Origin of the sequence: Caryophanon latum (assembly GCF_001700325.1) — a bacterium.
GTDB lineage: Bacteria > Bacillota > Bacilli > Bacillales_A > Planococcaceae > Caryophanon > Caryophanon latum.
The window spans coordinates 96,794-116,843 of sequence record NZ_MATO01000034.1 but is presented as its reverse complement, the minus strand read 5'-3'; the positions used below and the strand labels follow the sequence as shown (position 1 = coordinate 116,843).

Annotated in this window: 21 protein-coding genes; 13 read left to right on the top strand and 8 right to left on the bottom strand. The window is 43.2% G+C overall.

From position 1 onward, the window contains the following. Window positions 1-16: 16 nt before the first annotated feature. Entirely contained in the window at window positions 17-1,027 is a 1,011-nt protein-coding gene (locus A6K76_RS08920) for an exonuclease domain-containing protein (protein WP_066464217.1), read from the bottom strand. 563 nt (window positions 1,028-1,590) lie between these two features. Continuing rightward, window positions 1,591-2,010 (bottom strand): helix-turn-helix domain-containing protein, encoded by a 420-nt coding sequence (locus A6K76_RS08915; protein ID WP_066464215.1) that lies wholly within the window; start codon window positions 2,008-2,010, stop codon window positions 1,591-1,593. A 280-nt stretch (window positions 2,011-2,290) separates the two neighbouring features. Here A6K76_RS08915 and A6K76_RS08910 point away from each other — a divergent pair, with 280 nt between their 5' ends. From A6K76_RS08910 to A6K76_RS08885, 6 genes are all read left to right on the top strand, one after another. Next, window positions 2,291-2,506 carry a helix-turn-helix domain-containing protein gene (locus A6K76_RS08910; protein ID WP_066464213.1) on the top strand — a complete coding sequence of 72 codons (216 nt, stop codon included), beginning with the start codon at window positions 2,291-2,293 and terminating at the stop codon, window positions 2,504-2,506. 94 nt (window positions 2,507-2,600) lie between these two features. Beyond that, window positions 2,601-3,443, top strand: coding sequence for a helix-turn-helix domain-containing protein (locus A6K76_RS08905; protein ID WP_066464210.1), 843 nt, complete (start codon window positions 2,601-2,603; stop codon window positions 3,441-3,443). Continuing rightward, window positions 3,367-4,209 (top strand): ATP-binding protein, encoded by an 843-nt coding sequence (locus A6K76_RS08900; RefSeq protein WP_169818001.1) that lies wholly within the window; start codon window positions 3,367-3,369, stop codon window positions 4,207-4,209. Before A6K76_RS08905 ends, A6K76_RS08900 begins: the two co-directional genes overlap by 77 nt. Before the next feature lie 348 nt (window positions 4,210-4,557). Further along, on the top strand, window positions 4,558-4,941 hold the full coding sequence (locus tag A6K76_RS08895; RefSeq protein ID WP_066464209.1) for a hypothetical protein: 384 nt from the start codon (window positions 4,558-4,560) through the stop codon (window positions 4,939-4,941). 104 nt (window positions 4,942-5,045) lie between these two features. After that, window positions 5,046-5,831 carry an ImmA/IrrE family metallo-endopeptidase gene (locus A6K76_RS08890; RefSeq protein WP_066464208.1) on the top strand — a complete coding sequence of 262 codons (786 nt, stop codon included), beginning with the start codon at window positions 5,046-5,048 and terminating at the stop codon, window positions 5,829-5,831. 7 nt (window positions 5,832-5,838) lie between these two features. Further along, window positions 5,839-6,753 (top strand): hypothetical protein, encoded by a 915-nt coding sequence (locus A6K76_RS08885; RefSeq protein WP_066464207.1) that lies wholly within the window; start codon window positions 5,839-5,841, stop codon window positions 6,751-6,753. Between the two features lie 195 nt (window positions 6,754-6,948). Here A6K76_RS08885 and A6K76_RS08880 read toward each other — a convergent pair whose 3' ends face one another. Next, entirely contained in the window at window positions 6,949-8,553 is a 1,605-nt protein-coding gene (locus tag A6K76_RS08880; protein WP_066464205.1) for an ABC-F family ATP-binding cassette domain-containing protein, read from the bottom strand. Between the two features lie 249 nt (window positions 8,554-8,802). Between A6K76_RS08880 and A6K76_RS08875 the strand changes: the two genes are divergently transcribed. Both A6K76_RS08875 and A6K76_RS08870 read left to right on the top strand, forming a co-directional pair. Next, entirely contained in the window at window positions 8,803-9,804 is a 1,002-nt protein-coding gene (locus A6K76_RS08875; protein WP_066464203.1) for an SH3 domain-containing protein, read from the top strand. Between the two features lie 137 nt (window positions 9,805-9,941). Further along, complete coding sequence (locus A6K76_RS08870) at window positions 9,942-11,111, top strand: MFS transporter (protein WP_066464201.1); 1,170 nt, start codon at window positions 9,942-9,944, stop codon at window positions 11,109-11,111. 31 nt (window positions 11,112-11,142) lie between these two features. Here the strand turns inward: A6K76_RS08870 and A6K76_RS08865 are convergent, their stop codons facing one another. Next, on the bottom strand, window positions 11,143-11,691 hold the full coding sequence (locus A6K76_RS08865; RefSeq protein ID WP_066464200.1) for a hypothetical protein: 549 nt from the start codon (window positions 11,689-11,691) through the stop codon (window positions 11,143-11,145). 137 nt (window positions 11,692-11,828) lie between these two features. On the opposite strand from A6K76_RS08865, the gene A6K76_RS08860 reads away from it, so the two are divergent. Further along, complete coding sequence (locus A6K76_RS08860) at window positions 11,829-12,098, top strand: helix-turn-helix transcriptional regulator (protein WP_066464198.1); 270 nt, start codon at window positions 11,829-11,831, stop codon at window positions 12,096-12,098. On the opposite strand, the gene A6K76_RS08855 is transcribed toward A6K76_RS08860, so the two are convergent. Next, window positions 12,095-12,892, bottom strand: a complete 798-nt coding sequence (locus A6K76_RS08855; protein WP_066464197.1) for a TIGR00266 family protein — start codon at window positions 12,890-12,892, stop codon at window positions 12,095-12,097. The two genes, A6K76_RS08860 and A6K76_RS08855, sit on opposite strands and share 4 nt — an antisense overlap. Window positions 12,893-12,989: 97 nt before the next feature. On the opposite strand from A6K76_RS08855, the gene A6K76_RS08850 reads away from it, so the two are divergent. Continuing rightward, window positions 12,990-13,544, top strand: coding sequence for an NUDIX hydrolase (locus tag A6K76_RS08850; protein WP_245671972.1), 555 nt, complete (start codon window positions 12,990-12,992; stop codon window positions 13,542-13,544). A gap of 325 nt (window positions 13,545-13,869) precedes the next feature. Here A6K76_RS08850 and msrA read toward each other — a convergent pair whose 3' ends face one another. Beyond that, complete coding sequence (gene msrA / locus A6K76_RS08845) at window positions 13,870-14,388, bottom strand: peptide-methionine (S)-S-oxide reductase MsrA (RefSeq protein WP_066464195.1); 519 nt, start codon at window positions 14,386-14,388, stop codon at window positions 13,870-13,872. A 163-nt stretch (window positions 14,389-14,551) separates the two neighbouring features. Between msrA and A6K76_RS08840 the strand changes: the two genes are divergently transcribed. Both A6K76_RS08840 and A6K76_RS08835 read left to right on the top strand, forming a co-directional pair. After that, window positions 14,552-15,562: an LCP family protein gene (locus tag A6K76_RS08840; protein WP_245671971.1), complete on the top strand. Its 1,011-nt coding sequence runs from the start codon at window positions 14,552-14,554 to the stop codon at window positions 15,560-15,562. 65 nt (window positions 15,563-15,627) lie between these two features. Continuing rightward, a complete protein-coding gene (locus A6K76_RS08835; protein ID WP_066464194.1) occupies window positions 15,628-16,872 on the top strand; it encodes an AI-2E family transporter in 1,245 nt (414 codons plus the stop codon). A gap of 53 nt (window positions 16,873-16,925) precedes the next feature. On the opposite strand, the gene A6K76_RS08830 is transcribed toward A6K76_RS08835, so the two are convergent. Beyond that, a complete protein-coding gene (locus tag A6K76_RS08830; RefSeq protein WP_066464192.1) occupies window positions 16,926-17,255 on the bottom strand; it encodes a heme oxygenase in 330 nt (109 codons plus the stop codon). Window positions 17,256-17,623: 368 nt separating this feature from the next. After that, window positions 17,624-18,781, bottom strand: coding sequence for an aminotransferase class I/II-fold pyridoxal phosphate-dependent enzyme (locus A6K76_RS08825; RefSeq protein WP_066464190.1), 1,158 nt, complete (start codon window positions 18,779-18,781; stop codon window positions 17,624-17,626). Window positions 18,782-19,131: 350 nt separating this feature from the next. On the opposite strand from A6K76_RS08825, the gene A6K76_RS08820 reads away from it, so the two are divergent. After that, entirely contained in the window at window positions 19,132-19,938 is an 807-nt protein-coding gene (locus A6K76_RS08820; protein WP_066464188.1) for a nucleoside/nucleotide kinase family protein, read from the top strand. Window positions 19,939-20,050 lie beyond the last annotated feature (112 nt).

Here is a 20,050-nt window from a genome sequence, read left to right as displayed (position 1 = left end):
GCAGCTCCTTTTTGCGTTAGCTAAAGCTATGCTCGCACTTTTTCTTCAAATGCATATACAGCTGTTTCTTTGCATTCGTAAAGCTCGGATGCAACGTCACGACGACGCTATTCGCCGTAATCGACGGAATTTCGTCCGGTATTGTCGCCATCGCCCATTTTACAAGTGCCTCTTTACTGAAGTTCTTTTTGAAGCTTTCGACGTTAAGCGGCACGATTTTGTCGTTTAATTCATTGCGCCCGAACGGATCAAACTGCGCCGCGACATCGACCGCATGCAAAAAGATGTTTAAATCAAATAGCTCTTGTAAATGCTCGCTATTGAGTAAGCCGTAATTTTCTCGATTATGGTAAATGTTTTCGTATAATACGTCACGTAACATGCGCTGCGCCTCGCTCGAAATGTTGGCAATTAACGCGATGCTTTGCTCCTCTGAAAACTGCGGTGCGTGCTGATCGGTTGCACCTTCTACGAGCAGTTCATTAAACTTTTTCGTCGCCACTTCATGCTGCAACAAATATTGCTCGACGCTTTTAACGTTAGCGCGCTTTGTCGCCTGTATAATGAGCTCAGCTGTCGCACGCGCATTGTGCATTTGCTTTGCTGAAATATCAAAATGCGCTAAACGCTCCGCTAATGACGTACCAATTTTTCGGCAAAATGGCGCTGTATATTGAATCGTATCGAAATACAAGAAATCGACGCTCACCGGCTCGGTCACAAGCGCTAACGTATGATGTAAAATGTGCACATCAAACGACGCGTTATGTGCCGCAACAATGTAGTCGCCGTTAAAGTAATGTTGTATTTTCGTCCAGACGATGTCAAAGCAAGGTGCGCTCAACAACTCACGCTTCGTTAAGCCATGAATGTTCGTCTTCTCCTCATCAATGACTAATCCAGGTGGGCGAATTAACGAATAGTCCTCCTTCGTCACTTCTAAACCATCAATGACAACAATTCCGACTGAGCAGGCACTGTTGTAGTTTGTGTTGGCAATTTCAAAATCTAGTACAGCAATCGGCATAATGCACGCTCCTTCAATGAATATTTACGTATTAAAAAACCAATAAATTTACATATATTTATACAATCTATAATACCGTTGAAGCAGAAGAAATGCTATGAAAATATCATTTTTGGCACGAATGAAGCGGGCAGTCCATGCGAAAAGCCGAGCATCGTTTGCAGAAGTGCAACGGTGCTCGGCTTTTGTATTTGTTTCGAAGCTTGTTGATTAGCCATTCAACTGGCATTTCGCGTATGGCGGCTCGCGGTGCTCCTGCGGTTACTCGTCGCAGATAAATCTCCTGGGGCTCGGCGGCGAACACGATGTTGGTCATGAAGGTGATGCGATGCCACATGGACGTGGCGCTCATCACCTTCCTCAAGCCTCCGCGCCTCTCCTATGTCGAGGCTTACGGGGTCTTGAGGCACGAGCTATTCCCCAAGGAGTCTCGCCGCACGCTCCATGCCACTAAAATGCAGCGTTCATCTCAGTTTTGCTACTGAAAACAAGTAATTCAGCTGTATAAAAGTGGCTAATCAACAGACCTGATTTGTTGCACTAACTTTGAAAAAAATAAAAAGCTACAATTGCTTTTTCGCTTGCTGATCTTTATACAGCTTATAATACAACTCAAACTGTTCGAGCGCTGCTAGCATATCAGTTGGCTTGTCGTTGAACGCTGCATCGTCCAGTTTTAAAAAGAAATTCAGCACTTCCTGTTGTTGCTCGGATAAATTCGCTTGTGCCTCATTCGCAACACCTTCTTGCATCGTCGGCTTGTTCGAGCGTCCGAGAAGATAGTCAGCTGAAACGCGGTAATAGTCAGCGAACATGTTAATTTGCTCTGGTGTCGGTTTACTAGCGCCATTTTCATAACGAGATAGTTGATAGTTCGTTAATCCGAGAGCAGCACTAACTTCTTTTTGGTTTAATCGTTTCTGTTCGCGTAATTCCTTTAAACGTTCACCTAAAATATTTTCTTTCATTGTGAATGCCCCCATGATTCTTTCCTCCATTCTATCATTTTTGCACATGTTGCAAATTGTTTTCGCGGATAATGCAATAAATACATTGACTTTGCAAAAAACGCAAAATATAATCAATTTAGATTTATTGCAAAAAATGCAACTATGAATGCAGTCATCATCTTGATTTTTATGGAAATGCACAAAAATGTTTGTTTTGTAGTTGCGAAAAATGCGATTGTTAGTTGTCGATAGTATACGTCAATGAAGCGCTTTTGTTTATTCAATTTCAGCATACGAAAAGGAGGGAACGCGCATGTACGGCAAAATACTAAAAGCCGTTCGCAAGCAGGCGGGGCTGACGCAGGAGGAAATGGCGTGGCATTTGCATAGCAACCAAGCGTCAATTAGCAAATATGAAAATGATCGATTGCAGTTGGACGTGCAAAGCTTTGTGAAATGGATGCAAGTGACGAACGCAGAAGCAGTCGGAGCGGCGTTAATTTTTGGCGTGGAGCTGACGAGCGAATGAGGACAAATGACTAAAAAAAATTTTTATAAAAAGCACCCGAAGTCTGTCTTTTCCGCTATATAGGGGTGTAGGTGTAAACGAAGGAGGAATGATGATGAATCGAGGAGAACGTGATTTTAAAGGCGTATGGATTCCAAAAAATATTTGGTTAAATAATGAGCTTGGCTGGACGGAGAAAATGCTGCTCGTTGAAATTGAAAGCCTCGATAAAGAACAAGGGTGCTTTGCGAGAAATGAGCATTTTGCGTCGTTTTTTGGGCTGAGCAAAGATCGCATTTCGAAGCTAATTACGAGCTTGCACCGAAAAGGCTATATCGAAGTGACATTAATTTATAAAGAGGGGACAAAGGCGATTGAAAAACGCATTATTCGTGTCGTGAAAAACCGCTTTGGCACTATAGGCGAAAATGCCGAACCGTCTCGTTGTTCTCACCTAGACGGTATAGGTGAAAGTACAGACACCCCTATAGGTGAAAACGCCATCGTTAATAATACAAGTATTACGAATACAAGTAATAATACAAAAGAGAAGAACGTTGCCGACGCATCGCCAACGCCTGCAAAAAAGAGAAAGCGCACATATGAAGAGCATGAAGAGCCGCTAATCCTCGCGAAATATTTGTACGAGCTGATGAAGCGCAACAACCGTTATGCAAAAGCACCGAACTTTCAGGAATGGGCAAATTATATTCGGCTTATGCACGAGGTGGACGGCATTGAGTACAGCGTCGTTAAAAACTGTATAACGTGGTGTCAAAGTGATCCGTTTTGGTATAAACATATTTTGAGTACGAAAAAGCTACGCGAGAAATTCCAAACGCTTTATTTACAAGCGCAGCACAAAAAAGGAGGCAATGCATATGCAACAAATCGAAACGGTGTCAATGCCGGCGCAAATCCAACAAATCAAAGCTATGCTGATGGGCTCGACTTTTAGTACAAAGGTGTGTTCTGTGCATCATAAGCGACTGCAGCACGTAAACGGTGTCGACGTTTGTTGGCTATGCGAAGCGGACAAGCTAACAGCGGAAACGTCACGCCAAATGCATGAACAGCTCACGAAGCATCGCGCGAAAAAGCAGTACAACACGCTTTATCACGAGTCGGTGCTCACGGACGAAACGCTACGTCACGCAACGTTTGATACGTATACCGAAAACGTCTTCCAAGGCACTGAGGAGTTTATAAACAAGCAACAGGCAATGCAAGCGTGTGACGATTACCGACAAGGCGAAGTGTTTAATACATTTTTAACAGGTGACACCGGCGTTGGCAAGTCGCATTTAGCGATGGCGATGCTGCATGAGCTAAACGAAACGGACGGGCAGCACCGCTCATGTGTATTTATCGACATTGACGAGGCGCTGCGACGTGTTCGCGGCTCGTATAGCGATAAAGAAAGCACGTTTACTGAGCATTACGTCATTGATCTCATGAGCCGCGTCGATTTCCTCGTCATTGATGACATCGGGGCAGAAGTCGGTAACATTAAAACGGATAAAAGCGCGAGCGATTTCGTCAATCGTGTGCTGCGCGCCGTACTAAACGCACGACAAAACAAAAGCACGATCATTACGACGAATCTCACGCGCGCCCAGCTAGAAGCGATGTACGACAAGAAGCTCATCAGTCGCATGATGCGCAATGTGCAGTTAATTAAGTTTGAGCAGGCGAGCGATAAGCGAGTGCGGAGAAGGAAGTAGCGATGCTTCAAACAGTTACTAGCTCAAATGTTTCCTAAGTGTCATTTGGAACGTTATTTACTTTTTAAATGCAATTCTGCCAATTTTTTAGCGTATTAAGATGCTTGAATTAGCTTAACCCTTGTCATTGATGAGGTTGGGACAGCAGTCGGCAACATTAAAATGGCGAGTGATGGGAATTGTTTTTCTATTCATTATATAGTCTTTGATTTTGTACTATTTATGTAAATTTTAAGCGTTTTATAGATTTTTAGAAACATAATTCATCTTATAAGTATAAAATTTTAGACTTTATATTGTGTAATATGTTTCGAAGTCGCTATAATTATAGTAACTGGAGGTGTTTTAATGAATGAGTTTAATTTTGAAAAGATAGTTGCTAAAAATGTAAGGGATTATATAGAGGCAGTTGGGAAATCGCATAAATGGGTTTATGAACGTAGTGGTATACCTAAAGCGACATTCTACAATTTGCTTAAAGGAGAAGGGGATATTAACAAAAATATACCTAAATTGAATAAGTTATTTCGTATAGATGATCCATTTTACTTCTATAACGAAAATATTCAGTTACCTAGAACTTTAGACGAAATTGAATCAGACTCAATTGAAGTATATGCTGCGGCTAGCTTTGCAGGGAGTGATAGCAAAGAGTTTAAAGAGAGTATGCAAATATTAGAAGATGTCATTAATATGATTCATATTTTAAAAACAGCAAAAGAAATAGGTTAATCGATTCTTACACAACGTAATAAAAGAATATCGTTTATGTATCGTGAACGAGTGGAGACAATAATCAGATATGATTCTGATTGGTAGAAGGAAGTGATGCAAGTATGATTAACCGTAAAAATGTTAGAGACGTAATTAGCAAAAATGAGGAATTATTGCCACAGGTTCATAATTATGTTGAAAAGATACAGAACTTAGGCGTAGCTTTTCGCTATACACCGATTGACGCTATCAAAAATTATTTAGCAAAACATACAAATTTAATTATGTTCCCAAGTGATGAACTTGAATATGGTGGATTGGTGACATACCGAGACGGACGCTTTTACATTCATATCAATACAAGGCAGCCTAAGACGTATGAGAATTTTATATGGGCGCATGAGTTCTATCACTTTTATTTTGAAGCGGAACTTATAAAATCATCTAAGATTAATACATTTGTCGATGGGCGTGTTCCTAATGAGAGTGAGCGTTTAGCAAATCTTTTCGCGTCCGAACTATTAATCAATAGTATTTTGCTCAAGTCTCTATATAAGGATTTATTACAACATTATCAATATGATCGACTTGAAAATCACGTTATTCGATTGATTGAGGTATTCAAACTACCGTATAAATGCATTGTCATTAAGTTGGCACAAGATGGGCTAATTACAGTGGATGATGCTGTTGCAATTATTGATTATAAATATCAGGAAAATCTGCCAACGTATTTCGACCAATCGATATTACAGCCAAGCAATAGTATTCAATTTGATAGTGTTGGGGTTTTATTGGAGGATGCAACAGTTAAAAAAAATATTCGAGCCAGTGATTATGAAAGCATTAATACATTGTATTCAACGCACATGAGTAACTTTAAAATGCTCCGACATAAAGAGGAGTGAGGAAATATTGAGTTTAAGCATGGAACAAATCTATTCGCCTACAGTTAACATATACGTTACACAAGGAGCATTAAATGTTCCGAGTCATAAAGTATCTTTGATCGATACTAACGCATTAAGCGATTTAGCAGCTGCAAGCAAAAATCCAGCTATTTTTCAATATATTGTAGAACGTCTAAGTGATGAAGAGCAAGTGTTAGTTTTACCTGAAATCATTTTACGTGAGTGCGCAGGTAATGGTAGGCAGAATATGGACATAGATAAATTTCGCGATATATATAGTCCTTTATTAGCGCAATTATCACAGCGTATGCCGATATATACAGTTTCATTTTTGGATATTGAAACCATTATGTTATATAGCGCAGGAGGAAACAAAAGTGAAGTGTTAAGACGGGCGCTAATTATCGCTAGTGAGTTGTTTTCAAGTAATACAATGATTAAGAAAGCTTTGGAAGAAGTGAAGTCGTTTGGCGAGTTGGAAGCAGCTATAACATGCATATCAGAAGATGCAGGTGAGCGTGTTATCTTGTTTTTTACAATGATTTTTCTAAATGAGGCTTGGGACGTCGATGTAATCTCAAATGAAACGGCGGTCTTTACGGATCGCATTGTATTTGCACCGAAGGAAAGATTAAGGAGTGCATTAGGTAATCTATCAATCGATGCATATTATGAAGCGTTCGTTGTTCGATCTTATGACGTTCTATTATTTAGCGTTCTGATAGATAAAAAAGATATTTGGTCTAAAGAGGATATAATAACGTTCATTCAGCAAACTCGCAACAATAAAAGAAGGCGTTATTTGCGAATTATGTCAGATGCTGCTAAGTATGCAGAACAGTTTCATTGTGATAATAATGCGTCATTCATTCAGAAGTTTTACGAACTGGCAGAGAGTCGTATGGAGTTAGTTTTCTAAAGTAATATTCAATACAACGTAAAAAATTCAAACGATGCACTTGAATAACATCAAGTGGTTGTTTGAGTTTTTTTATTTCCTAGAATTCTGATATATATTTAAATAGGGACTAAGCACAGTTAACTATTTCACACACTATAGTACCTTAAAAAAGCACCGCTGCATTTACGCAACGGTGCTTCGGTTTTTTCTGTATTAGTCTAACCCTTGAGCGTCTTTCCACTCTAAGAATTCATCATACGTCGTTGATTTGTCTAAAATTGAGCCGTCTTCACGGATTTCGATGACACGGTTCGCAATTGTTTGGATGAACTGGTGGTCATGAGATGTGAACATCATTGCGCCTTTGAAGCGGATTAAGCCTTCATTTAGTGCTTGAATTGATTCAAGGTCTAAGTGGTTCGTTGGCTCGTCTAATAAGATGACGTTTGAGTTTGATAACATCATTTTAGATAGTAAGCAGCGAACTTTTTCTCCACCTGAAAGAACGGCAGGAGATTTTTTCACTTCTTCACCAGAGAATAACATACGACCTAAGAAGCCGCGTAGGAATGACTCTGTTTCGTCTTCTGGAGAGTATTGACGTAACCATTCGACTAATGTTTTTTCGCTACCTGTGAAGTATTTGTCGTGATCCATTTCGAAGTAGCCTTGAGAAGTCGTGACACCCCATTTGTATGTGCCAGCGTCTGCTTCTTTTGCACCCATTAATACGTCCATTAATAAAGATTTCGCGATTGGTGAACCTAAAAGGATGATTTTGTCCTCTTTGTTCATTGAGAAGCGGATGTCTTTAAACATTACTTGACCATCGTGAGAAGCTGTTAAGCCGTCTACTGTTAACACGTCGTTACCGATTTCGCGGTCGATGTTGAAGTTAATGAATGGGTATTTACGGCTTGATGGTTGGATGTCGTCAAGCTCGATTTTGTCTAACATTTTTTTACGAGACGTTGCTTGAGAAGATTTCGATGCGTTCGCAGAGAAGCGGGCGATGAATTCTTTTAACTCTTTAATTTTTTCTTCTTTTTTCGAGTTTTGGTCAGACATTAGCTTTTGTGCTAATTGAGAAGACTCGTACCAGAAGTCGTAGTTACCAACATATAATTTGATTTTTGAGAAGTCTAAATCAGCAATGTGCGTACATACTTTGTTTAAGAAGTGACGGTCATGCGATACAACGATTACTGTGTTTTCGAAGTTCATTAAGAAGTCTTCTAACCATTTGATCGCTTTTAAGTCTAAGTGGTTCGTAGGCTCGTCCAGTAATAGAACGTCCGGCTCACCGAATAACGCTTGCGCAAGTAATACTTTGACTTTGTCAGAACCTTCTAAGTCCGCCATTAACGTATAGTGTAGCTCGTCGCCAATACCTAAACCGTTTAATAACGTCGCAGCGTCAGATTCTGCTACCCAACCGTTCATTTCTGCGAATTCGCCTTCTAATTCAGCCGCGCGCATACCGTCTTCGTCAGACATTTCTGGTAACGCATAAATCGCGTCTTTTTCTGCTTTTACTTCCCAAAGACGTTTGTTACCCATAACAACTGTGTCTAATACTGTGTACTCATCGTATTCGAAGTGGTTTTGGCGTAAAACTGATAAACGCTCATCTTTACCCATTGATACGTGACCTTCTTGTGGCTCGATGTCACCTGCTAAAATTTTTAAGAACGTTGATTTACCAGCACCGTTTGCTCCGATTAGCCCGTAACAGTTACCTGGTGTGAATTTAATGTTTACATCTTCAAATAATTTACGATCGCCATAGCGAAGGCCTACACCTGAAACTTGAATCATGTAGAGATTCCTCCTTGAATTTTAAGGTTAATTTGTTTGGATTGTGAGTTGCGAAAACTTTTATGCACAATGCTTTATATTATAGCACATGTAGGCGCGACTTTTAAGCTAAATGTACGCAGTGACGAGCATACGCAATAATTGAAGGAGCGACGGAAAAGCTGTAACGAAAAAAACTTTTTTAAAAAGGAAAATACTACATATAATCTGATACGATAGAAGCATACAAATTGAAGGGGTGGAGAGAAGATGAAATACGGTCAAATTATACCATTTGCGCTTGCGGCGACGTTACTGACAGGCTGTGGGCAAGTGATGGAAAGTACGGCAAACTTAATCGACACAGCAGCGGAGAAAATTGAAAACAGCAATGACGACAATGCGCAAGCACCAGTTGTTGAAGTGGTGGAAGAGCCGCAAGTGGCAGAAGGTGTTGTGACGGAGGCGATCGAAGAGCCTGTGCAAACGGTAGCGCCAGTCGTGCAGCAACAAGCACCAGAACCAGCCGCGCCTGTGCAAAAGAAGCAACAAGCGGTGACGGAGAAGCATGATACGGTGATGGATTCAGTAATGATTACAGCAGATGAGGGGAATATACGTGCTGAGCCGTCGATTGATGCGAAAGTGGTCGCTTCTTCTACAAGTTTAGGCACAGGATATTTTGAATACTTAAAGGAGCGAGTAAAAACATCAGACGGTCGTACGTGGTATAAAGTCGATTACGGCAGTGGTACAGGCTATGTTAGTAGCGCAGTTGCCGAACTAACGATGTTTGGCGATCCACCACAAGTACCTGGGTTAGAAGCAGTGAAAATTACGGAAGCACAAGGCAATGTTCGCGAAGAGCCGTATTTGAATAGTGCTGTTATTTATACAGGGAAAAAGGGTGAACGTTTAGAAGCGACAAGTGCTACGTTTGATATGCCAGATGGACGTACATGGTATATGGTAAAAGTGAATGGGAAATATGGCTATATTAGCAATCGAGTAATCGAAGAAGTATATAGTAGCGAATGGACGGATGTTCAAGAAGCATTATCAGGTGGCGAAGTTTTTTATGTCACGAATGCAGAAGGTAACGTGCGCGCGAATGCGTCATTAAATAGTAGTGTCATTTACACAGCGAAAAAAGGAGCTAGTTTATTGTATATGGGCACGTACGAAAAAACATCGGACGGGCGCACGTGGTATAACGTAGAAGTAAACGGTCGTTATGGCTACATTAGCGGTGCAGTTGGCGAATTAAGATAATTGCACGTTAATGTAACGCGACATAGCAGAAAAATACTACAAACATACGTGAACTGGTTGTCAGACTTCTCGTTTTATGGTTTACTAAGTAGAAAATGCGCGGTGATTGTACATCGCATAAGTAAATGAGGTAAACGATGAAACAAAAAACAACATACGGTTTATTTGCGCTCGTGGCGATTTTTTTCGTATCGATTAACTTGCGACCTGCTGTGACGTCAGTAGGGCCGCTACTAAATACGATTGCGGACGATTTAGCGGTGACGAGCACGCAAATGAGCTTATTAACGTCCATTCCCGTCTTTTGTATGGGGCTATTCGCGTCACTGGCGATGCCGATGACGAAGCGTTTCGGTGACCGACTAGCAATTGCGCTGCTGATCGCATTAATCGGTGTCGCAACGATTGTGCGTATTTTCGTGCCAACGTACGGTGCACTGCTTGTAACGAGCTTTTTCGCAGGTGTCGGCATTGCGGCGATTGCACCGATTATGAGCGGTTTCATTAAAAAGCATTTCCCGCAAAAAACGGCGTCGGTGATCGGGCTGCATTCGTTTGGCATCGGCTTTGGTGCAACGATTTCAGCGGGCTTTACGACAGTATTTTATGATTGGTCGAACGGCTGGGCATTTGCGCTCGGCATTTGGGGTGTGCTCGCAGTCGTTGCGATTGTCATTTGGTTGATGGCGGTGAAAAAGGAGCCGTCGTTATCAGTTGTGCGACAAGCAGCAGGAGCGGTCGGACGCAATCCGTGGAAGACGAAGCGCGCATGGATATTACTGCTCTTTTTCGGTGTGCAAACGTCGCTCTTTTTCTCGATGACGACATGGCTTGCCCCGATTGCACAGGAGGCAGGCTTTAGCATCGCAGCAGCAGGGACGGTATTAACGGTTATGACGATTGTGCAGCTTGTCGGCAACTTAACGATTCCAGCGATGCTTGAAAAATACCCGAATCGTATGACGTGGATTGTGGGCTTAACGGCAGTTGCGTTTGTCGGTGGGGTGTTACTGCTCATTGGCGGCACGGCATTCATTTGGATTGGTGCGATGCTTATTGGGCTTGCGATGTCTGGTTTATTCCCGATCGGTATTTTATTGCCGCTTGATGAGGCACGTGACGACGAAGAGGCGAATACGTGGAGCTCGATGGTTATGTCAGGCGGCTTTATGATGAGTGCGATGATTCCGCTAGTCATCGGGGTGCTGTACGATGTAACGGGCACGCACACGACGTCTATTTGGATGATCGTGTTACAAATTGTATTGTTATTTGCATTAGTACCATCGATGAAGCAAAAAGGATAGAAAAAACGCGCAGCAATTGCTGTGCGTTTTTTTATTGCTCGCGTTTCTCGGTATACGGAATGTCATGCGAGCGGGCAGTGGCGTAAATGAAGCTTTTCGCCTCGTTTAATTGATTTGTGTTGGCGATTTGCACATCTAAGCCGTCGCTAAGTGTAAAAATGTATTGCTCACTACCGTCGTGTTCATTATACAACAGCGTAATACTCGTCATGTTTTGCCAGTAATACGTCTGTTCGTCAAAGGCGGTGCGCATAAACAGCTTATCCTCATCGATCGTCGTTAAGCCTAAAAACGACGAGTAGCCGAGAATGATGGCACTAACGGCGAGCAACGCAGCAACGATGTACGACGCGATGTGACGCACGAAGCCAAGTACGATGAGCGCTAGCACGATACAACCGAGTGCTGCGGCAAATAGCGCATAATTTTGAAACGGAATAAACCAATAGTCGACGTCGAGCCCGAAATATTTCGTCTCACCGTACGTTAACGGCACGAATAAGGCGAGCAGCGTAGAAATCATTGTAAACGCGATGGCGGCGATGAAGTAGCGCCCGCGAATCGATAATGTGCGATGCATGAAACATTCCCCCTTTCAGTTATTATACCGCAACGTAATATCATAACATGCCACGAAACGTAACATCGATGTTAGCGTTCGTTGGTAGATTTGCGCGTTACTGCTTGTTTATAATAGAGAAGGAGAGGATGAAAAGTATGATGAATATGAATTTATGCTCATTACGAAAACGACACAACTTAACGCAGGAGCAATTGGCGCACGAGTTAAACGTATCGCGCCAAGTCATTGCGAAATGGGAAAAAGGCGAATCGACACCCGACCTGCAACATAGTATGAACATTGCGAAGTTTTTTGATGTGACGCTCGATGCGTTAGTGCATCATAACGAAGAGGAAGCAGGCGTCGGCATTCCGCGAAAAGGGCACGGGAAGCATCCATCGCTTCTCGTGCCCTCATTGTATTAGCGGTTAAACATGTTGAACATACCACCAAGACCGCCTTCATCGCTGCTTTGGCCACCGCCACCTTGTGATACTGGTGCTGCTGCGAAGACGCGACTTGCTAAGCGGCTAAACGGCAATGATTGCACCCAAACGGTTCCTGGACCTTGTAGCGTTGCAAAAAACAGTCCTTCACCGCCAAATAGCGCCGTTTTCACACCGCTCACCATTTGAATATCATAATCAACGTTTGCGGTCATCGCCACTAAGCAGCCTGTGTCGATGCGCAGCTTTTCACCTGGTGCGAGCTCACGCTGACAAATCGTGCCGCCTGCGTGAATGAACGCCATGCCGTCTCCTTCGAGCTTTTGCATAATGAACCCTTCACCGCCGAAGAACCCTGCGCCGAGCTTGCGCTGAAACTCAATGCCCACCTCGACTCCTTTGGCCGCTGCTAAAAATGCATCCTTTTGACAAATGATTTTGCCGTTGAGCTCGCTTAAATCCATCGGCAAAATTTCACCAGGGTACGGTGAGGCGAAGTAGACGTGGCGTTTTTGATGCCCTTTGTTCGTAAACGTCGTCATAAATAAGCTTTCGCCTGTAATTAAACGCTTACCCGCACCGATTAAACGGCTCATAATGCCACCGCTGTCGTTTTTTGAGCCGTCTCCAAAAATCGTTTCCATTTCGATGTCGTCTTCCATCATCATGAGCGCGCCAGCTTCGGCAATGACCGTTTCGTTCGGATCAAGCTCCACCTCAACAAATTGCATGCTTTCGCCTAAAATTTGATAATCGATTTCGTGGTTGTTCATGTCATGCCCTCCTATTTTTGTCGTTAGTTATATATACGACGAAAATTGCACTTTGTTTCGTTTTATTTTAATGTAGTAGTGAAAAGGAAGTGGAAACATGATGGAACAATTCATTGCACAATATGAGCCGGCGAACGAGCAGGAGCGTGCCGATCAGCGCCAAATGCTCGCATGCATCGAGGCGTTTGACGATGTGCTCACGCGCAACAACACGATTGCGCACTTTACGTCGTCAGGTATGATTTTTAATGCGGCGCGCACGCACGTTTTAATGATTTATCATAACATTTACGATTCGTGGGGCTGGACGGGTGGTCACGCGGACGGGGAAGCAGACTTGCTTTCGGTTGCAACGCGCGAGGTGCTAGAGGAAACAGGCGTGCACGCAACGCCGATTACACGAGACATCATTTCGCTTGATGTGTTAAACGTCCCAGCACACGTCAAAAAAGGGCAGTTCATTTCGTCGCATTTACATTTGAACGTGACGTATGCGTTTGAGGCGGACGAAGCGGCGGCTGTGACGTTAAACGAGGAGGAGACGAGCGGTGTCGCGTGGCTAGCGATTGACGAGCTGCATGCGCACGTGAAAGAGGAGCATATGAAGCCGATTTACGATAAGCTCGTTGCCCGCGTGCGAGCGTTGTCATAACGTCTGAAATTCGTTCGCTTATCGAAGGCTACAAAAAGAAAATGCTATCAGGAAGTTTTCAGTCTCCTGATAGCATTTGTTTCATTTCATATTAGATGTGTTGATACGCTCTTTTATACCGCTAAATCGATTGTTTTGAGCAACAACCATGAAATACATGCAGCATCGTAAGGGCAGTGAACAGGCGGCGAGACTCCTTGGGGAAAAGCTCGTGTCTCAAGACCCCACAGCGTAGCGAGGAGGCTTGAGCCGAGCCCCAGGAAAGCGAGCCGCAACAAGTTCACTGCCTATTTACTGGTGTATCAACCTGCTTGATTTCATACGTTTACTTCTCCCAATGCGCCTCTAAAAACTCATCGCGCCCAGATTGCTTACGGTCTTGCTCGTAATGTGCTTTTTCACGCTTATAATAGTCTTGATGATACGCTTCTGCCTCATAAAACACGTCCGCCTCACGAATTTGTGTGACGATTGGCTTTTTGAAGCGCCCGCTCGCAGCTAGTGCGGCTTTTGAAGCTTCTGCTTGCTCGCGCTGCTGTTCGTCATGCACGAAAATGACCGTTTGATACGATTCGCCGCGGTCGTGAAATTGCCCGCCTGCATCGGTTGGATCGATTTGCATCCAGTAAATGTTGAGCAGCTCCTCGTACGAAAAGATTGTTTCATCAAACGTAATTTGCACAACTTCGACATGTCCAGACGTGCCAGACTTTACGTCCTCGTACGTCGGGTTTTGTAAATGCCCACCCATGTAGCCAGATACAACTTTTTCAATGCCGTCCCATTGATCGAATGGCTTGACCATACACCAAAAGCAGCCACCAGCAAATGTTGCGAATGCCATGTAAAACACCTCTATTACTATGTAAATTGTTTTTCATTGTAGCATGCTTTATGTGCGCTTACTAGTAAAATGATTTTTCAAATATACGAATAAACATGTATAATACAGCAAGGAACTCTTTTTGCCGCCGTGCGTCCTAGAACACAAGTAGGAGGATTTTTTTATGCCAGACAAATTATCTCGAACTGAGCGCTTAAAGAGTGAGCGCCAACAACGTATGAAACAAAAGGCGCCAACGCAAAAGCAGCCACCGAAAAAAAAGAATAACACATTCGTGTATCGTCGCCTCTTTTGGCTACTGCTGCTCATTATTTTCACAGTAGGAGGCTATTCATATTACCAATTCAAAGAAGGGCAAGGAATGGCGATTGAAGAGCGTGAATTAACAGAGGAAGAGCTGTTATTTACCGGCGCAAAAGTGACGAATAGAACCGAAAACTTTTTATTAATCGGAGTCGATAGCCGAGGCGAGGAGCAATCACGCTCAGACTCAATTATGGTCATTAGTTGGGATAAGGAAGCAAATAAGCTGCGCACCATTTCATTTATGCGCGACATTTATGCGGACATTCCAGGGCACGACCAGCAAAAGTTAAACGCTGCGTATTATCACGGGGGCGCACAGCTATTAGCAGATACGCTAGAGGAAATGTTTGAGTTACCAATTCACCATTACGCGATGATTGATTTTGTGTCATTTGAAAAAATGATTGATATAATCGCACCAGACGGCATTACAATTGATGTCGAAAAAGATATGTCTGAAAAAATTTATGTGCAGTTATACGAAGGTGTACATAACTTAAACGGTCAGGAGCTACTTGGCTATGCGAGATTCCGTGCCGATGCAGAAGGTGATTTCGGTCGCGTTCGTCGTCAGCAACAAGTCGTGACGGCGTTAAAAGAGCAATTGTTATCGACGACGACGTTAATGCAAGCACCGAAGCTTATTGGCGCAATGCAAGGCTACGTCAGCACAGACTTACAAACGTCGGAGCAAATTGGCTACTTAGTGAAGCTCATTACAGAAGGCTCGCTTGATGTGGAGGGCATGACTGTACCAGTAGAAGGCTCGTACGTCGATTACCGCGATCCAACATACGGCCTAGTACTTGACGTTAATGTCGATACAAATACACGAAAAATTAAAGAATTTATTGGAGCGTCTGAATAATGGCGCTCCTCTTTTCTTTCGTGATACACTAGCACTACTGTAATGTTTGAAAGGTGTTGATCAAGATGAAAGAAAATCCGCAAGAACCGCAAAAGCGGCAAGGGTTTTTAGAGACGAAATTCATTCGCTTTTTAGGCGGGCGCAACGTATTATTTACAGCGATTTTAATTTTATTATGCGGCTGTATTATTTTTATTTTTGATAAAATTTCATTTATTTTCCATCCGCTACAAGTGCTCGTAGAAGTCGTCATTTTACCTGGTGTGCTAGGTCTTATTTTGTACTACTTACTGCGACCGATTTTGCGCTTAATGATGAGATGGCGCATACCAAAAGGCTGGAGTATTTTAATCATCTTCATCGGAGGAATCGGGGCGCTTACGCTGCTCATTTTACTCGTATTCCCGTTTTTACGTGACCAGTTCACGGACTTAACGCAGGAGTTACCGAACTATTTAGGTAGCGTCATTAACAATACGGTCGACTACATAAAAAATTCGCGCTTTGATGAATATTTTGACCGCTATAATATCGACTATATGACGATTGCACAAGATATTTCAAACGACTTAATTACGACGGTGCGCGATACGTTCGCGTCACTTGCACAAAACTTAGCGTCCGGTATTACCGGCTTTGTCAGTGCGTTAACGGGCTTCGTTTTATCGCTTGTTATCGTGCCGTTTATTTTGTTTTATTTATTATGGGAAGGCGAGAAGTTGCCGAATTTCGTGCTGAACATTTTCCCAAAGCGTGGGCGTGAGGAAGTTGGCGAGATCATGTCTGACATGGACAAGCAAATTAGCTCATACGTCCAAGGACAAATTTTAGTAGCGATTTGTATCGGTGTGATGATTACGATTGGCTTTTTCATTATCGGCATGCCGTATGCGTTTTTACTCGGCTCGCTTGCGATGGTAACGTCTGTCGTACCATATTTAGGTCCGGTTATTGCGATTACGCCCGCGGTTATTATCGCGATCGTTTCGTCACCGTTCATGCTGATTAAATTAGCGATCGTGTGGACGATTGTGCAGCTCGTGGAAGGGAAGTTCATTTCACCACAAATTATGGGGCGCTCGTTAGCGATTCATCCAATTACGATTATTTTCGTGTTGTTAACAGCGGGCTCGCTATTTGGGGTACCAGGTGTTATTTTAGGTATTCCAGGATATGCGCTACTTAAAGTGCTCATTACGCATTTATTCCGCATGTTTAAAAAGCGATATAATCGTTTTGAAGATGAAGAGCAATATCGATACGAGCGACATGAAATTGAGACGCCGTTCGGTACAGAGGAAAATAACTAAAATGGAGCTGTGTTCAACGTCGACATCGACAACGAACACAGCTTTTTTTGAACTTAGTTCATTACTAATTCCGCTACAACGTCTGCATAAATGACAGTGTTGTCAATAATAGGTGACGCTTTTTTCGCTTCGCCGTCTTTTTGTTGCTCACGCTTATGTGAGTTTTTGAAGTGATCTGAGTTGTGCCATACGTCGAAGTCTTCGCGCGTATCCCAGTACATCATAACGTTCATTTCATCGTATTCTTCAAACTGCGTTGACACGTTAATTTCGATGCCGCGGAACCCTTTAAACTGCTCTAAGCCATTTTGTTGAACGAACGCAGGTGCCATGCGTGCTGCCATACCTTTTACTAATTTAAATCGATTTGTAACTGTCATCATAAGTAATCTAACTCCTTCAAATAGTAATGAGATTCATTTTCAATGATAATTGTTTTCAGTTAGAAAGCAATACTTTTGGCTCAAAATAAGGCGATAATACTTTTTTTAGACGCTTGTGTCGAATAAAAAGAGTGGATAATTAATAAAAAGTGGGCGAAATATCAATTTTTGAACGTTTTTTATATGTCGTGTAGTAAGAAGTAGTGAAATGCGCGGAACAATATTGGAAATGTTGCAGTGGCACATATTGGATAAAATTGTGTCATTGCTTGCGAATCGAGTTTGTATCGTTTATATTGAAAAAGAAGACGCATAAAGTAATAAAAAAGCACCTAGACCGGAATCTAGGTGCTTTTTGTTATTTACGGCTAAATCATTTTAAGACGTGCGACTGCTTCGTTTAGCTTCTCCTCGCTTTGTACGAGCGCTAAGCGTAAATAACCTTCTCCTGCTGTGCCAAACGCTGTGCCTGGTACCGTTACGACACCGACTTCGCGAATGCAGTGAAACGCCATTTCCTCGCTCGTGAAGCTTTGCGGATATTTCGCCCAGACGAACATGCCGCCGTTTGACGGAGCGACGTCCCAGCCAATTGCTTGCAAGCCGTTCATTAACGTACGATGACGCGCCGCAAACGTTTCGCGCAGTGACGCCGTAATGTCCTCGGCTAAATCAAGTGCTGTGACAGCAGCTGTTTGCACCGCCTCGAAAATACCGAAATCTAAGTTTGACTTTAATTGTTTTAATACGGCAATCATGTCCGCGTTGCCAGCGATGTACGCAATGCGTGTACCCGCTAAGCTAAAGCTTTTTGATAACGAGTTAATTTCAAGCCCGACTTCCATTGCACCAGGCGTTGATAAAAAGCTCAGCGGACGATCGCCCTCAAAATAAAACTCCGAATACGCCGCATCATGCAATACGATAATGTTGTGCTTTTTCGCAAATGCGACAACTTCTTCAAAATACGCCGTCGTCGGCATCGCAGGCACTGGGTTTCCTGGTAAGTTTAAAATGAGCAGGCGCGCTTTTTCTGCTACATCTTGTGGAATGGCCGATAAATCTGGCAAATAGTCATTTTCTTTCGTAAGTGGCATGTAGTAGCTCGTCGCACCAGCAAGCGCAATGCCGGCATCGTACGCGACATACGCAGGGTTCGTCGTTAGCACGATGTCACCTAGGTCACAAAATGCGACCGGTAAATGCACGAGCCCTTCTTGAGAGCCGATCGTTTGAATAATGTTCGTTGCTGGGTTTAGCTCGACATCGCTGCGGCGTTTATAGTAGCGTGCCACCGCTTCGTAAAAGTTCATCGTACCTGTTAATGTGTAGCCGTATGACGATGGCTTTGCGGCTTCCTCGCTTAGCACGCGGCGCACAGCCTCATGCGGTGGTAAATCAGGTGAGCCGAGGCTTAAATCGATAATCGTTTTACCTTGCTGCGTTGCTTCGATCGTTGCGGCTTTTAAATCACCGAAAATGGAATTTGGGAAACGCTGCATTTTTTTTGCAATATGAAAGTTCACGTGAAAACACTCCTAAGTAAGTTGTAAAACATACGTGTTAATTAGCCAGTTTATATAGCGAAATCGCTCGTTTACAAGAAGTAAATTAAAATAAACGTACTATCTGTAGTGGCAGATCGCATGCGACGAGACTCCTTTTAGAACAGCTTATGTGTCAAGGTCAATATCGTGTTCGCCGCCGAGCCCGAGGAACGCGAGCCGCCAACTTGTTAGCTAATCAATATGCTTGGTTGTAAAACATATTTTAGCACAAGCGGCGCACAATGCTTAGTTATTTTCTGAAAAAAGAGGGAGCTCTTATTTTTCAGTTAGTTCGTGGTATAATGTAGCATATTTAAGGGGTGAGAGGTTTGGACATTTATTCATTTACAGGACCAAGCGGCACAGGCAAAAGTACAGTAGCGCTTTACTTTGCAGATACATATAAAATTGATGCCATTATTGACGATGGGTTGCTGATCATTAATGGGCAAAAGCGTGCGGGCATTTCGGCGAAGTTTGAAAAAAATACGATGACGGCAGTGCACCGTGCGATTTTTAGTGACGATGCGCATTGTGAAAGCGTAAAAGCCGCCATTGCTGCTGCGCCGATTGAACGCATTATGCTCATTGGGACGAGCGATAAAATGACGCGAAAAATTGCGAAGCGGCTGGAGCTAGGGGATATTCAGCACTTCCATTACGTCAACGAGTTTCGTTCCGCAAACGAAATGGATTATGCGCGCTTTGTACGATTGACGGAAGGGCAGCACGTTATGCCAGTACCGCATGCGCAAGTGGAGCAAAACTTTTTTAAGCGACTTGTGAAAAAGGGCTGGGACATTATTTCACAGCGCGGCAAAATCGGGGAGACGACGATTGTACGACCGGATTTCCAACACGAGGTCATCGCCATTTCGCAAAAGGTGTATGAGGAGCTCATTCGTCATTCGTTTGAGCGATGTGACGCCATTGCGAAGGTAGAGCGCGTATTGAGCGATACGTCGTCGGTGCCGAAATTTACAGTCGTCGTAACGGTGCAATTTGATGGGCGCACGCATATTCCGAGCGCATTGTTAGATGTGCAGCGACGAGCGAGCGATGCATTTTTTACACATTTTACGTTTCGACCGGCAAACATACATATCGTAGTGCGCGACGTACGTTTTGCGGAATAGTTAGCTTTAACGAAAAAAGGAGCTGTCCGATAAGCCATTTTCGGGCAGCTTTTCTTTGTCTGTACACATCATATGTTGCGTATTATCCAAAGACTGTTGCAAAATGAAAGGG